Here is a 14489-nt window from a genome sequence, read left to right as displayed (position 1 = left end):
GCCCCGGGGCGGGTGGCCGGGCCTCGGGGCGGGTGCGGGCGTCCGGTCAGCCCTTGACCATGCGGAAGGTCGTGTCGGCCTGGTAGAGCCGGGAGTGCTGGTAAGGGTCCAGCCAGAGCTGGAAGTCGCGGTGCCGGACGAAGCGGCCCGGGTAGTTGTAGGACTCCAGCGTCAGGGTGTCGCCGAACGGGGACTTCCGGGGGCAGAAGGTGGCGTCCTGTTTGAAGGTGGCGCTGCCGTTGTTGACGTCGGAGCGCAGGCGGAAGGAGGAGTGCCGCAGATAGCGCCCGTTGCCGAGGGAGAAGGAGTAGCAGTCCGACTTCGCGAGGCCGTCGACGACCGTGAGCATCGCCTTGTCGCGGCTGACGGTGTCGAGGAAGCCCAGGTTGTCGCGGATGTTCCAGTAGCGGTCCGGGTAGTTGACGGACCGCATGGCGCGCTTGCGGGACGAGGCCGCCGGAGGCGTCGCCGAACCGCCGCCGGGACCGCTGCTCCCGGCGCTCGATCCCGAGCCTGAGCCCGAGCCTGAGCCGGATCCGGCGCTCGATCCGGCGCCCGAGGAGGACCCCGCACCGGAGCCGGAGCCGGAACCCGACGCCGAGCCGGATCCCGAGCCGGATCCCGAGCCCGAGCCCGATCCGGAGTCGCCGCCGTCACTGCCGGTGCCGCCGCCCTCCTTGCCGCCGTCGCTGCCGCCCGCCGCCGCCGCTGCCGCTCCGGGCAGGGAGTGGGCCGCGCCGTCGACCGGTCCCAGTTCGGAGTCGGCGCCGTCGGTGCCGGACAGGGGGCCGTCGCTCGCGTCCGTCACATCGCCCGGCTCGTTGTCCGTGCCCTGGGCGGGGAAGGCCGGCAGGGCGGGCTGGGGCAGCACGGACCTGGGCGCGGCGGCCTGGTCGGCGTTGTGCGCCCCCGGGCCGGCGAGCAGGGCCAGGGCGGCGCCGAACGCGAGGGTTCCGACGCCGAGCAGCACGGTGCTCCGTACGAGGCTCCCCTTCTTGGGGAGCGGGGCGGGGTCCTCGTCCCACGGTTCCCCGGGCCCGCCGGAACCGGCGCCCGGCCCCTGGCCCGCGCCTCCGCCCGGCCCCGGGGCGCCGGGTCCCGAGCCGCCCGAGCCGCCGGGGCCCGAGCCGCTCGGTCCACCCGGCCCGCCGGGGCCCGAGCCCATGCCCGTACCAGGACCCGCGCCGTACTGCTGGCGCCAGGCGGCCGAGGCGGTCATGCCCGAGAACAGCAGCAGGTCCGACGGGTTGGGGCTGCGGCGGTGGGTGCCGGTGGGCGGGACCGGCGAGAGTTCCTTGCGGCCGCTCGCGCCCGCGCCCCCGCCCCTGCCCCCGCTCGTACTCGGGCCCGTACGCGCGGCCGTTGTCTTTCGTGCCGCCCTGCGCGGGCGTTTCACCGGCACCGGCAGGTTGTCCGACGGTGCGGCCGGCTGATCGTGCTCTGTGTGCCGGGTGGGGTCGGAACCGCTCATCTCTGGCATGCGCAGTCTGCCTCCAGCGTCGCCGACGGGCGTACGCGGATCCGTGATCGGGATCGGGGATCTGTGAATGTCTTGAGCACAAGGGAAGTTGGGAGCCGCTGGGGGATCATGGGCGTGGACGAGCAACTGATGCCGTTACGCCGGGCGTTGCGACTGGGTAGAGAGTAGTGGACCACGTGGGGGAGAAGTGAAGGTTTCAACGTTCAATGGGTGAGATTCGATCAAGAGAAGACGGGCATCACCTGCCGTTTTCCGGACGAACCCGGCGAACATCTATGCTGGCGCCCCCCCCGCGACGGGAGAATTGGTATGACTGACCGGACCGAGAAGCCGTTTCTGTATGTGGTCGTGTGCGCCTCCGGCATCGCCCCGGCCGTCGGCACCCTCATCGCCGCCGCCCAGGCGCAGGGCCGGGGCGTCGGCGTCGTCGCCACCCCGCAGGCCCTCGGGTTCATCGACCGCGCCGCCGTCGAGTCGCTGACCGGCTACCCGGTCCGCTCGGCCTGGCGGCTGCCGGGCGAGCCCCGCCCGCTCCCGCCGCCGGACGCGATCGCGGTCGCCCCGGGGACGTTCAACACCATCAACAAGTGGGCGGCCGGGATATCGGACACCCTCGCGCTCGGCGTCCTGTGCGAGGCGTACGGGCTCGGCGTGCCCACCGCCGTACTGCCGTATCTGAACGCCGCCCAGGCAGCCCATCCCGCGTACCGCCAGAGCCTCGACCGGCTGCGCGGGATGGGGGTGCGCGTCGGCTCGCACGAGCCCCATCCGGCCGGTACCAACGGCGGTGCGGAGAACTTCCGTTGGGAGGAGGCGCTGGAGCTGCTGCCGGTGGACGGCGCGAGCACCGGCAGCTGACCGGGACCGCTGACGGAGACCGCTGACCGGGATCGTCCGCCGGGATCGTCCGCCGGGACCGCTGACCGGGATCGTCCGCCGGGACCGCCCGCCGGGATCTTCCGGTGGCGCCGCTGAACCGTACGGCCCCCGCGTACGTACTCAAGTGGGGCGCTCCACCGATCCGGGGCCCCGCCGCATGACGTCGTATCGGTACGACCTTGGGGGCCACGCATGAGGCACGCACGACGCACCTTCCGGCGGATCGCGCGACTCGCGGCCGTCGGCGGGCTGATCTGCGGCGGCCTGATGGTCTCGAACGCCGTCGCGGGCGAGGCCGAAGGACGCGAGCCCGGCGGCGCGGACGGCGGCGCCTCCGCCTCCGCCGAGCTGGGCGCGAGCCTGGTCTCGCGGCTCGGTGACGCCCGTACGGCGGGCACCTGGATCGCCGCCGACGGCCGACCGGTCGTCGCGGTGACCGACGAGGACGCGGCGGACGAGGTACGGCGGGCGGGCGCGCGCGCCGAGGTCATGCGCTACAGCATGGGTGACTTACGCACGGCCACCGCGACCCTGCGCGAGGCCCCTCGCGTGCCGGGCACCGCGTGGGCGGTGGACTACGCGACCAACCAGGTCGTGGTGCACGCCGACAGCTCCGTCTCCGCCGCCGACTGGTCGGCGCTGTCCCAGGTCGCCGAGGGCGTGGGCGGCTCGGTCCGCATGGAACGCACCGAGGGCTCCTTCACCACCCGGTTGGACGGCGCCTCCCCGATCTTCAACGGCGCGGGCCGCTGCTCCGCCGGGTTCAACGTGACCGACGGCCGGGAGAACTTCCTCCTCACGGCCGGACACTGCGGCCCCGTCGGCACCACCTGGTTCCAGGACGAGGGGCGTGGCGGCGAGGTCGGCACCACGATCGAGCGGAGCTTCCCCGGCGACGACTACTCGCTCGTGCGGTACGGATCCGCCGGGGGCGGGTCGGCCACGGGCGACAACGGCCGCTCCGGCGTGGTGGACATCGGCGGCGGGCAGGGCGTGCGGATCACCGGCGTGGCCGATCCCGTCGTGGGCCAGCAGGTCTTCCGCAGCGGCAGTACGACGGGGCTGCGCACCGGGCGGGTGACCGCGCTGAACGCGACCGTCAACTACCGCGAGGGCGCCGTCACCGGGCTGATCCAGACCACGGTCTGCGCCGAACCCGGCGACAGCGGGGGCCCGTTGCTCGCGCAGGGCATCGCGCTGGGGGTGACCTCGGGCGGTACGGGCGACTGTACGGCCGGGGGCGTCACGTTCTTCCAGCCGATGACCACGGCGCTCTCGGCGCTCGGTGTGAGCCTCGTCGTGGACGACGGCGCGGGCGACGGCGGAGGCGAGCGGGGCGACGGGGGCGACGGCTCCCAGGCCGCCGACACTCCCGCCTCCAGCCCCGCCACCACGGATCCGGACGGCGCGCGGGCCGTGCTCCCGCCCGTCGGCGGGGCGGCCACCCCGGGCGGTCCCGGCGGGACGACGGTCACGGGGATCGTGGACTTCAAGTCCCTCGTACCCGGCCTGGGCATCATCGCCGCCAGTCTGCTCCTGCTGATGACCGCCCACTGGATCCTCTCCGAGCGGGCCGGGCGCAGCCGCTACCGCAGCCAGTACGCGCAGAGTTGGGGCTGAGCGGCCTGCCGGGTGACCGGCCCGGCAGGCCCGGCGGCCGTCGCCTCCCGGCCGGTCCGCGCCGGTCGACTCCCGTCGCCTCCCCGCCGGTCCGTGCCGGTCGACTCCCGTCGCGTCCCGGCCGGTCCGTGCCGGTCGGCCCCCGTCGTGTCCCGTCGCGTCCCGGCCGGTCCGCACCGATCGGCCCCCGTCGGCCCCCGTCGGCTCCGGTCAGCTCCCGTCGGCCGTGTGGCCGAGCGGGGCCTGGTCCAGATGGGGCAGATGGTGGCCGAGGCGCTCGCGCTTGGTGACCAGGTAGGAGAGGTTCTCCTCGCGCGGCGGTATCAGCAGCGGCACCTGCTCACTGACCTTGATGCCGTGCCGCAGCAGCGCCTCGCGCTTGAGCGGGTTGTTGGACAGCAGCCGCACGGAGCGCACCCCGAGGTCGTGCAGCATCTCCGCCGCCACCCGGTAGTCGCGGGCGTCGGCCGGCAGGCCGAGCGCGAGATTGGCCTCCACCGTGTCCATGCCCTCCGACTGGAGCCGCATCGCCCGGAGTTTGGCGAGCAGACCGATACCCCGCCCCTCGTGGCCCTGGAGATAGACGAGGACGCCGCGCCCTTCGCTCACGATGGCGCGCAGCGCGGCGGAGAGCTGGTCGCCGCATTCGCAGTGCCTGGAGCCGAAGGCGTCGCCGGTCAGGCACTCGGAATGGACGCGGGTGAGCGCGCCGTCCCCCTCGATGTCGCCGTACACCAGGGCTATTTGCTCATCCCCGCGATCGAGGTCCAGGTAGCCGACGGCACGGAATTCTCCGTACGTGGTGGACAGCTGGACCTCCGCCGCCCTTTCGATCCCAGACGAATGCGCGCTGTTGCGGTGTGCGCCATCACTATCTGTCATGTTCGGCATGATATCCGGTACCCCCGGCCCTTGCGGTAGAAATTGGTGAAAGAATGTCAACTGGGCAGCTTTTCCCACGTAACCTGCTCCGGTGAACGTGTACGGAGATGAGAAAGGGCCGGAAAACATGAGTGGTTCGCGGACGAGACCGGCGGGATCCGGCCTGCTGCCGTACGGGACGACCCGGGACGTACGCGAGGAGCGGGCCGAGGTCGCCGTCCTGCCCGTCGGCAGCTTCGAGCAGCACGGACCGTATCTGCCGCTGGTGACCGACACGGTCGTCGCCGCCGTCATAGCCAGGGAGGTGGCCGCCGCGCACCCGGTGCGGCTGCTGCCTCCGCTGACGATCTCCTGCTCGCACGAGCACGAACACCCGGACTGGCCGGGCACGGTGAGCATTTCCGCCGCCACGCTCCACGCGGTGGTCCTGGACATCGCGGCGTCGCTGCGCCGTACCGGAATCCACCGCCTTGTTCTGATCAATGGCCACGGCGGGAACTACGTTCTGCGCAATGTGGTCCAGGAGTCCGCGGGAACCGGTACGCGCATGGCGCTCTTTCCCGGAACGGCGGACTGGGACGCGGCGCGGGAGCGGGCCGGAGTGCGGACTTCTTCGCGCAGCGATATGCACGCGGGCGAAGTCGAGACATCCATTCTGCTGCACGAATCCCCGGAGCTGGTGCGCCCCGGATACGAGACCTCCGATTTCCTCGCCGACGACCGGGAGCATTTGCTCACGCTCGGTCTGCGCGCCTATACGGAGTCCGGCGTCGTCGGCCGCCCCTCGCTGGCGTCCGCCGGTAAGGGAAAGGAATTGCTGGCGGGGCTCGTGGATTCCTTCGGCGCGTATCTCGCGCTGCTGAACCGGGCGGAATCCGGCGGTGCGCGATGACCGGCCGCGCGGTGGCGCACCGTACCGCTCCGCTCGACGTGTCGGCCGCCTGGGAACTGCTGCGCTCCGTACGGTCCGCGGCGGACGCGGCAGCGGCCGGGCTCGGGTGCGACCCGGACGGCCGGTGGCGGTGGCGGGACGCCTCGCCCGAGGCGGACGCGCTCGCCGACCGCTATGTGTCGCTGTGCCTGGCCGGTCCACTGTTCACCTTCGCGCAGTTGGGGCAGAGTCTGGACGGATTCATCGCGAGCCGTACGGGGGACGCCGACTACGTCACCGGCGAGGAGGACCGCGAACATCTGCACCGGCTGCGGGCGCTCGCCGACGCGGTGGTCATCGGGGCGGGCACCGCCGTGGCCGACGATCCGCGGCTGACGGTCCGCGCCTGTACGGGGGCCCATCCGGTGCGGGTCGTCATCGATCCGTACCGCCGGGTGCCGCGCGGCCACCAGGTGTTCACGGACGGATCAGCGCCGACGCTGTGGGTGGTCGGCGCGGATGCCGACGAGGCTGCCGAGACCGGCCGCGGTGCCGACGAGCGCGCGCCGGGGCCCCGGCGCGACGGGCGCGACGGGGGAGGCGTCGGTGCCGGTGTCGAGGTGCTGACCTTGCGGGACCGGGCCGCGTTCGCCCCTCGGCGGCTGGTGCGCGAGCTGGCGCGGCGCGGCCTGGGCCGGGTGCTGGTCGAGGGCGGCGGCGTCACGGTCTCCCGCTTCCTGCGCGAGGGCGCGCTGCACCGGCTGTACGTCACGGTGGCGCCGGTCCTGCTCGGCGACGGCGTCCCCGGGCTGCGCTTCACCGGCCCCGAGCGGATGCGTGACGCCCTGCGGCCGCCGACGCGGCGCGCCGTCCTCGGCGAGGACACCCTCTTCGAACTGGACCTGCGGGCGCCACGTCCTGGCGAGCCAGGGGGCGACGAGAACACCGGCCCCGGGCAGGGCGGCGACGAGGGCGAGAACCCCGTACACCACGGCTACGCTCAGCCCCTGGGCGGCGCCCAGTCCCGCCGCACCGAAGGCCCACGCGGTGACGCCCTCCCGGGGGCCCCAGCCGCCGACGTTCAGCGGTAGCGCCATCGCCAGCAGCGCCAGCACCATCAGCGGCAGCAACTCGGCGGCGGGGGCGGTCGATCCGGCCGTCCTCGCGGCGAGCAGGAACATCCCCAGGTGACCGGCGAGTACGACGACGGACGACAGCGCCACCCCCGGCCAGCTCCCGCGCGCGCACAGCCCGAGGCGCGCCTCCGCGCCCACGGTGTTGAGCGCGCGGAGCAGGCGGGCGGCGCGGGTGGCGGTGGCGGTGCCGGGGCCGGTGCCGGTGGCGGTGCCGGTGCCGGTGGCGGCTTTGGTGTCGGCTTTGGCGCCGGTACGGAGTCGTACGGCGGCGAGCGCCACCGCGCACACCACGGCGAGCACGGCCGCGGTGCCGGGACCGGGTACGAGACGGCGCAGCAGCCCCCGCGCCTCCGCCAGGGCCGGGGCGGGGTGGGCGCACAGCAGCGCGACCCCGGCCGCGATCAGCACCGCCTGGCCCGCGACCCGTTCGAGGACCACCGCGCGCACACCACGGCCGACCTCACCGGCCCGCTGCCCGTGGCGTACCGCGCGGTGCACGTCGCCGAGGACACCGCCGGGCAGCGCCGCGTTCAGGAAGAGGGCCCGGTAGTAGTCGGAGACGGCCCGGCCCAGCGGCAGCCGCAGGGACAGCCCCCGGGCCACCAGGCACCAGCGCCAGGCGCTGAACACGGTGGTCAGCAGGCCGATGCCGAGGGCGGCGAGCAGCGTGGGGGCGTCGATGCCGCGCAGCCCGTCAAGGAACGCGCCGGTGCCCAGGCGCCACACCACCACCGCGAGGACGGCGGCTCCGGCGAGCATGCCGAGCCGGCCCCGTACCGCCCGCCGGATCACCGCGCGCCGCCTGCCGGGCCCGCCGCCGGGTCCCCTTCCCGCCGGGGCGTCGTGCCCACGGGGAGCGCGAGGATGTCGCTGTGGTGGACGACGGCTGTCAGCCCGCCGTCGGGGCAGTCGGTCAGACGGCGCGTCAGGTACGCCTCGGCGCGCGGCGCCAGCTCCGGGCGCTGCTCGACGGCGGCGCCGACCCAGCCGCGCAGCCACTGCGCGGCCAGCGCGGCGTGTGCCGAGTTCCTCCACGGTGTCGCGGTGTCCGGCATCCGCGTCTCCGGCACCCGTGTCTCCGGCATCCGTGTCTCCGGCATCCGTGTCTCCGGCGTTGTCGTCGGTCGACGACTCCCCCACTGGCCCGGGGGTGTGGGAGGTGCCCCCTGCGCGGCGCCTCCCACCTCCGCCTGGGAGCCACCGGCACCGGACACCGCTCCTTCCGCCACGGAGAGACTCGGCACAGCCCCCAGCCGCCACGGGCTCGCCCGCACCCGTACCTCCATGCCGTGCCGGGCGAAGGCTTCGGAAGCCGCCTCGATCGCGTCGGGGCCGAGCAGCCGACGGCCGTGCTCGACGCGGCGCTGGTGCGCGTTGAACGCCTCGGCGATCTCGGCGTCCAGCGGCTCCGCCGGGGTGAGTTCGACCCGGCCCGCCACGGAGAGCGCCAGCAGCGCCGGGCAACCGGCCCCCGCGCAGGCGGCGGCGAGCGCGTCCACCTCGTCGCGCGTGAGCAGGTCGAGCAGGGCGGAGCCGGTCACCAGTGACGTACCGGCGAGCGTGGCCGAGGTGAGCCGCGCGATGTCACCGCGCTCGGTGGCGGCGGTGACGCGGCTGCCGTCGTCGGCGGTGCGCGGCATCGAAGCGGCGGCCCGCACCAGGAGGTCGGGGTCGTGGTCGTGCAGGATCCAGTGCTGGGGGCCGGGCAGCCGGGGGGCGAGCCAGCGGCCCATCGAACCCGTGCCGCAGCCGAGGTCCCGGATCACCAACTCGGCCGTTTCGCCCGGCTGATCGGCCCAGTGGGCGCGCAGCGGGCCGAGCAGGCCGGGCGCGCGGGCGGCGGCGTCGGCGCCCTCCCGCAGCGCCAGCCACTCGGGGGCATAGCGCGGTGTGCCGGTGTCGGTGCCGGTGCCGGTGCCGGTGTCGGCGGTGTCGGCGGCGGTGTGGGGGCCGCCGTCGGTGGTGGTGTGTGTGTCGGTGTGGGTGGTGGTGTGGGTGTCGGTGTCGGTGTCGCTCACACGGTCTCCCTGGGTTCGCGCACATCGCGCGGTTCGCGGACGGCGTCCCGGCCGTGCCCGCTGTCGCGGCCGGCCCGTCCGTCCACCCCGTCACGCGGTTCGTGCCGGAGTCGCTCCAGCGCCTCGGCCAGGCTCCGCGAGGTGGTGTCCCAGCGGGCCAGCGCGGTGCGCCGTCCGAGCGCCGCCTCGCGCGTGCGGGCGCGTACGCCCGGCTCACGGAGCCAGTCCCGCAGCGCCCCGGAGAGCGCGTCCCGGTCGCCCGGCGCCACGAGGATTCCCGGCAGCCCGCCGCCGGGCGCGTGCCCGACCGCCTCGGGGACGCCGCCGACGGCCGTGGCCAGTACGGGGATCGCGCGGGCGAGCGCCTCGGTGACGGCCATGCCGTACGTCTCGGCGTACGAGGGGAGCACCAGCAGGTCGGCGTCCCGGTAGCTCGCGTCCAGCGCCTCACCCCCGCGTGCCCCCGCCAGGATGATCCGGTCGGCGAGGCCGTGGTGCGCGATCGACTCCCGTACGTCTGCCACATATCCGGGGTCGTGGCCGAGCCCGCCGACGCACACGCAGCTCCACGGCAGCCCGGCGACGTCCGCCAGGGCCTCCACCAGCAGGTGCTGTCCCTTGCGGCGGGTCACCGAGGCGACGCACAGCAGCCGGGGGGCCGGCTCTCCGCCGCTCGCCCCGGCGGAGGCGCCGGAGCCGGTGGCCGGGGAGGCGGGGTCGGCGCCCGGGACGGCGACATGGACGCGCTCGGGGGCGAGTTCGTGGTGGCGCACGAGTCTGCGGGCCGCCCACCGGCTCGTCGCCACGACCGCCGAGACGGCCCGCAGGACGCGGCGCTCACCGGCGTTCAGCTCCGCCGCCCGCTCCGGGGCGAGCCCGGTCTCGTCGCCGAGCGGCAGATGGACGAGGACGGCCAGCCGCAGCCGATCGGCCTCCGCGACGATCACCTCGGGCACCGCGCAGGCGACGATTCCGTCGAGGAGAACGACCGCTCCGTCCGGGAACGCGCCCAGCACCCGCGCCAGTTCGGCCCGCGCCCCCGCGTCGGGAGCGGGCCAGCCGCCCGCGACGGCGTACTCCGCGACCTGCCAGCCCGCGCCCGGCAGATCCCGGCACACCCTGCGGTCGTAGGTGTTGCCGCCGCTGGGCCTGGCCGGATCGTCGACCCCGCCGGGCAGCACGACCCGTACCGCGCGCGGCGGGTGGGCCGGGTCCCGCGCGTCGTTCACAACTCACGCTCGTAACTGGCCCACGCGATATGGGACTCGTGCAGTGTGACCGAGATACCGCTCAGCCCGCGCGCGCCCTCGCCCAGCGAACCGGCGTGCACACGGTCGGCGAGCCGGTCGGCGATGACCTTGGCGAGGAACTCGGTCGAGGTGTTGACACCGGCGAACTCCGGCTCGTCGTCCAGGTTGCGGTAGGTCAGCTCGCCCACCACAAGACCCAGCTCCTTGGTGGCCAGCCCGATGTCGACGACGATGTTGTCGTCGTCCAGCTCGGGACGCCGGAAGGTGGCGTCCACGAGGAACGTCGCCCCGTGCAGTCGCTGCGCGGGCCCGAAGACCTCGCCGCGAAAGCTGTGGGCGACCATGAGGTGCTCGCGAACGGTGACACTGAACAACGGCTGACCTCCAGGTCCGGCTGCGGCGGCCTGCGCCGGCCACGCCCTTCAGTACGGCGGTGGCACGCCCGTTGTTCAAGAATCCGGAAAGTTCCCCCCGTGGCGGGGGCCGGGCGCGCGTGGTCAGCGCGCCGGGTCCGCTCCGTACACCACGCGGTGGCACATGCCCGGCAGTTCGCCGCCCGCGATCCCGCCCATGACCCGCGGCAGCTCCTCGAAGGCGCACTCCCCGGTGATCAGCGCGTCGAAGACCGGGTCGGCGAGCAGGTCGAGCGAGAGCGCGAGCCGGTCCGCGTACGTCCTGCTGGAGCGTCTGGCCGGGGAGACCGCGCCCACCTGACTGCCGCGCAGCACCAGCCTGCCCGAGTGGAACGCCTCGCCCAGCGGCAGGCTGATCCGCCGGTCGCCGTACCAACTCAGCTCCAGCACGGTGCCCTCAGGCCCCAGCAGCTCCAGCGAGCGCGCGAGTCCGGCCTCGGTGGCGCTGGCGTGCACGGCGAGGTCGCAGCCGCCCAGGGCGTCCTCGGGGAGCGCGAAGCCGACGCCCAGCGAGTCGGCGACGGCCGCCTTGCGCGGGTCGGCGTCGACCAACTGCACGCGTACGGACGGATACCGGGCGAGCAGCGCGGCCACCGAGCAGCCGATCATGCCCGCGCCGACGACCGCGATCCGGTCCCCGATCAGCGGCGCGGCGTCCCACAGGGCGTTCACCGCCGTCTCCACGGTCCCGGCGAGCACGGCCCGCGCGGCGGGGACGGAGTGCGGCACGGGCGTCACGGCGCTCGCCGGGACGACGTAGCGGCTCTGGTGCGGGTAGAGGCAGAAGACCGTACGGCCGACGAGATCCCGGGGGCCCTCCTCGACGACGCCGACGTTGAGATAGCCGTACTTGACCGGGCCGGGGAAGTCACCGTCCTGGAACGGTGCCCGCATCAGCCCGTGCTGGCTCTCCGGCACACCGCCGCGGAACACCAGGCTCTCCGTGCCCCGGCTCACACCGGAACACAACGTCCGCACCACGACGTCGTCCGACGCGGGGTCCGGGAGGTCGACGTCGCGTATCTCGCCGTGGCCGGGGGAGCGGAGCCAGAAGGCGCGTGCGGGCCGCTTCATCGGGGTCCTCCTGAACGCTGGGGTGACGGTTCACGTTCTGATAATCACGAGGCCGTGCGGACGGTACGCGGCTCTCATCGACTCTGTCACACACTCGGAGGGTGCACGGTGGCCGCCCTGAACGACGCATACGACACGTACAACACGTACAACACCTACAGCTCAAGGGTGTTGCGCCAGGACACGGCCATGGGGGCGGGCGCGCAGATCCTGCTGCTCGCCGCGCTGGCCACGGGGAGCGGACTGGGCCCGCTGGGCTGGCTCGCCGGCCTGGCGTTCACGGTCGCGACCTGGGCCCTGCTCACCCGCGCGCTGAGCCGCTCCTGGCCCCGGAGCAGATCCTTCGGACCCGCCAACGGAGTCACACTGGCGCGGACCACGCTGATCGGCGGTGTGACCGCGCTGGTCGCGGACTCCTTCGCCGGGCCGCCCGCCGTGACGGCCCTGGTCGCGCTCACCGCGGTGGCGCTGATCCTCGACGCGGTGGACGGCCAGGTCGCCCGGCGCACCGGTACGGCCTCCGCGCTGGGGGCGCGCTTCGACATGGAGGCCGACGCCTTCCTGATCATGGTGCTCAGTGTGTACGTGGCGATGTCGCTGGGGCCGTGGGTGCTGCTGATCGGCGCGATGCGGTACGTCTTCGTGGCGGCGGCACGGGCCCTGCCGTGGCTCAACGGGCAGCTCCCGCCGAGCATGGCGCGCAAGACGGTCGCGGCGCTCCAGGGCGTCGTGCTGCTGGTCGCCGCGTCGGGGCTCCTGCCGCGCCCGGCCGCCTTCGTGCTGGTCCTCGGCGCGCTGGCGCTGCTGAGCTGGTCGTTCGGCCGCGACATCAGGGGGCTGTGGCGGGGCCGGGCGCGAGTGCCCGTACCCGTACTCGTACCCGCGCCCGTACCCGCGCCCGTAACCGCACCCGTACCCGTTCCCGTACCGGCCCCGGTATGGCGGGAGCAGCGAATCCATACGTGATCACGAAGTGTCCTGGGAGGACTGCCGGAACACCACGTTCTCCGGTGCGTCGAGCCAGACGTTCTGTCCGTCCGGCGTGACACTCAGGCCGGCCCGGTCGCGTTCGGGACGCCCGCGCCGTTCCCATGTCCGGTAGGAGCGTTCCGCCTCGTCCCACAGGGAGCGCGGGCCGTACTGGGTGATGACGTAGTCGTCGGCATCCGGGACGTAGTCGGCCGCCGCCCACGACGTCCGGTCGTCCGCGAAGATCGAGAAGGTCGCCTCGCCGCTGTCGTCGTCCGCGTCGGCCCGCAGGTACCAGGCGTCCGGCAGGTCAAGGCCGATGAAGAACAGCGCGTCGCCGTCACCGTCGAAGGCCAGCGGTGAGAGAACCGTACGGGACGTGACGGCCTTGTCGCGATGGTGCAGAAAGTCGACCAGGTAACCGCGGTCCGGCCTGCCGTGGCGGGACCGCATGAACGCCGGATAGCCGGTGAAGCCGCCGTGCGCCTCACCGTCGGCGACATCGAGCACGGCGAAGCTGTGCGAGAAGAAACTCCCGCCCCACGGCGCCACGATCCGCCCTGCGGGGGCCTGTTCGATCCAGGCGTACGGAATGGCGGGGACCGTGTACGTCGCGATGACGCGATCGTACGGCGCGGCCTCGGGCAGGCCCGCCTCACCGAGGCCGCATACGACCCGCGCGGCGAGGCCGGCGGCGGTGAGGTTCTTCGCGGCCTGCTCGACCAGTACCGGATCGATGTCCAGGGTCGTCACGGCCCCGGAGGAGCCGACACCGTGGGCCAGCCAGGCGGCGTTGTACCCGGTGGCCGCCCCCAACTCCAGGACGCGCTGCCCCTTCTGTACGGCGAGGAGGTCGAGCATCTCCAGCATGACGGTCGGCATGGAGCTGGACGCCGTCGGCAGCTGGTAGGCGCCCTCCGGGAGGGATCGGCCGTCGTTGACCTGGGTGATCAGAGGAAGGTCGTCATACACGGCCGCGAGCCAGGCGTCCGGGCTCTCACCGCGCGAGATGAGGCGGCCCTCAGCCTCGATGAGATCCGGCAGGAACAGCTCACGCGGCACGCTGCGCACCGCGTCCGCCCACCCCTCGGGGACCGATCCCCGGGCGGTCAGGATCTCCAGCAGCAGCTCCGGCGAACTCATCTACTTTTCCTTGGGCTTCTTGGTGGGCGGGTTGGCGACCTTGCCTTTCCACTGGCCGTCGCTGTCGCGGGGCGACTGCTTCTTGTCGCCCTCGGACCCACTCTTGCCATCTCCGTGCATTCCCACGATCTGCCTCCCGGCGACGCGTCCATCCATACTCCAGCAGTCTGACGCGTACTCACTGTCGGAGGAAAGGGGCCAATAGGCCCCTGCCGCCCGCTCATTCGTTCGCGGCGTCACCTGTCCGGGACGGTAGGCACAGCCGCGCTCCGGCGCCTTCGGGGTCACCGCTTCCCCTTCCCCTTCCCCTTGCCTCGGCGGGACTTGAGACCGGCGGCGGCGCGGATCTCGGCGGCGCGGCGGGCCGTGTCGACGAGGGTGCGGGTGGCGTCGCCGGGGCCGGGCCCGGTGTCGGTGCCGTCCTCCGGGTCCATGTCCATGTCCATGCCGGATTCCTTGCGGCAGTCGACGCAGACGCCCCTGATGATCGTGGAGTTCGTCTCGTCGTTCTCGCAGGTGATGCACATGACGATGGTGCGGAGGACGCGGACGGGCCGCGCGGCGGCTTGTGCGGCGGTCTGTGCGCTGACGGGCTCGGGCGGCATTTTGGTCTCCAGTCGTTTACGGGCGATCGCGGCCGGGCTGTGCAGGGGGTGCGGCAGTCCGGCGGTGAGGGAAACGGTCAGGTGGTCGGGGGTCGCGCCGCGTGCCAGCCACTCGGCGGCGAGGTTCTCCAGGGCGGCGCAGTCGGCGG

Annotated in this window: 13 protein-coding genes and 2 pseudogenes; 5 read left to right on the top strand and 10 right to left on the bottom strand. The window is 73.7% G+C overall.

Features of this window, described 5'->3' with window-relative positions:
• Window positions 1-46 precede the first annotated feature (46 nt).
• Window positions 47-1480, bottom strand: a complete 1434-nt coding sequence (locus DVH02_RS24095) for an AbfB domain-containing protein (RefSeq protein ID WP_147286115.1) — start codon at window positions 1478-1480, stop codon at window positions 47-49.
• 309 nt (window positions 1481-1789) lie between these two features.
• Here DVH02_RS24095 and DVH02_RS24090 point away from each other — a divergent pair, with 309 nt between their 5' ends.
• The gene (locus DVH02_RS24090) at window positions 1790-2338 is read left to right on the top strand and encodes a flavoprotein (RefSeq protein ID WP_114625924.1); all 549 of its coding nucleotides are present in this window, start codon (window positions 1790-1792) and stop codon (window positions 2336-2338) included.
• Window positions 2339-2551: 213 nt separating this feature from the next.
• Window positions 2552-3979, top strand: a complete 1428-nt coding sequence (locus DVH02_RS24085; protein WP_114625923.1) for a S1 family peptidase — start codon at window positions 2552-2554, stop codon at window positions 3977-3979.
• A gap of 210 nt (window positions 3980-4189) precedes the next feature.
• Here DVH02_RS24085 and ribA read toward each other — a convergent pair whose 3' ends face one another.
• Window positions 4190-4861, bottom strand: coding sequence for a GTP cyclohydrolase II (gene ribA, locus DVH02_RS24080; protein WP_114625928.1), 672 nt, complete (start codon window positions 4859-4861; stop codon window positions 4190-4192).
• Window positions 4862-4988: 127 nt separating this feature from the next.
• Here ribA and DVH02_RS24075 point away from each other — a divergent pair, with 127 nt between their 5' ends.
• Both DVH02_RS24075 and DVH02_RS36410 read left to right on the top strand, forming a co-directional pair.
• On the top strand, window positions 4989-5753 hold the full coding sequence (locus DVH02_RS24075; RefSeq protein ID WP_114625922.1) for a creatininase family protein: 765 nt from the start codon (window positions 4989-4991) through the stop codon (window positions 5751-5753).
• Complete coding sequence (locus DVH02_RS36410; protein WP_114625921.1) at window positions 5750-6823, top strand: RibD family protein; 1074 nt, start codon at window positions 5750-5752, stop codon at window positions 6821-6823. The genes DVH02_RS24075 and DVH02_RS36410 overlap by 4 nt, the downstream gene beginning before the upstream one ends.
• Here the strand turns inward: DVH02_RS36410 and DVH02_RS36405 are convergent.
• From DVH02_RS36405 to DVH02_RS24040, 5 genes and pseudogenes are all read right to left on the bottom strand, one after another.
• Window positions 6743-7627 (bottom strand): annotated as a pseudogene (locus DVH02_RS36405) (lysylphosphatidylglycerol synthase domain-containing protein); the annotation flags it as partial. The gene DVH02_RS36410 and the pseudogene DVH02_RS36405 overlap by 81 nt on opposite strands.
• Before the next feature lie 29 nt (window positions 7628-7656).
• Window positions 7657-8886: a class I SAM-dependent methyltransferase gene (locus DVH02_RS36400; protein WP_233518432.1), complete on the bottom strand. Its 1230-nt coding sequence runs from the start codon at window positions 8884-8886 to the stop codon at window positions 7657-7659.
• Window positions 8883-10115, bottom strand: a complete 1233-nt coding sequence (locus DVH02_RS24050) for a glycosyltransferase family 4 protein (protein ID WP_114625919.1) — start codon at window positions 10113-10115, stop codon at window positions 8883-8885. Before DVH02_RS24050 ends, DVH02_RS36400 begins: the two co-directional genes overlap by 4 nt.
• Window positions 10112-10510 (bottom strand): 6-pyruvoyl trahydropterin synthase family protein, encoded by a 399-nt coding sequence (locus tag DVH02_RS24045; protein ID WP_114625918.1) that lies wholly within the window; start codon window positions 10508-10510, stop codon window positions 10112-10114. Before DVH02_RS24045 ends, DVH02_RS24050 begins: the two co-directional genes overlap by 4 nt.
• Before the next feature lie 123 nt (window positions 10511-10633).
• Entirely contained in the window at window positions 10634-11623 is a 990-nt protein-coding gene (locus DVH02_RS24040; RefSeq protein WP_114625917.1) for a zinc-dependent alcohol dehydrogenase, read from the bottom strand.
• A gap of 189 nt (window positions 11624-11812) precedes the next feature.
• Here DVH02_RS24040 and DVH02_RS24035 point away from each other — a divergent pair, with 189 nt between their 5' ends.
• Complete coding sequence (locus tag DVH02_RS24035) at window positions 11813-12589, top strand: CDP-alcohol phosphatidyltransferase family protein (RefSeq protein WP_114625927.1); 777 nt, start codon at window positions 11813-11815, stop codon at window positions 12587-12589.
• Here the strand turns inward: DVH02_RS24035 and DVH02_RS24030 are convergent, their stop codons facing one another.
• The 3 genes and pseudogenes from DVH02_RS24030 to DVH02_RS35255 all read right to left on the bottom strand — a co-directional run.
• Window positions 12590-13735, bottom strand: coding sequence for a protein-L-isoaspartate O-methyltransferase family protein (locus tag DVH02_RS24030; RefSeq protein ID WP_199566398.1), 1146 nt, complete (start codon window positions 13733-13735; stop codon window positions 12590-12592). It lies immediately after the preceding gene.
• Window positions 13736-13861, bottom strand: a complete 126-nt coding sequence (locus DVH02_RS36815) for a hypothetical protein (protein ID WP_267899078.1) — start codon at window positions 13859-13861, stop codon at window positions 13736-13738.
• 158 nt (window positions 13862-14019) lie between these two features.
• Window positions 14020-14489, bottom strand: a pseudogene (locus tag DVH02_RS35255) (hypothetical protein); the annotation flags it as partial.

This window comes from Streptomyces corynorhini (genome assembly GCF_003346515.1).
Lineage (GTDB): Bacteria > Actinomycetota > Actinomycetes > Streptomycetales > Streptomycetaceae > Streptomyces > Streptomyces corynorhini.
The sequence above is the reverse complement of the archived record's forward strand: the minus strand, read 5'-3'. Positions and strand labels throughout refer to the sequence as shown.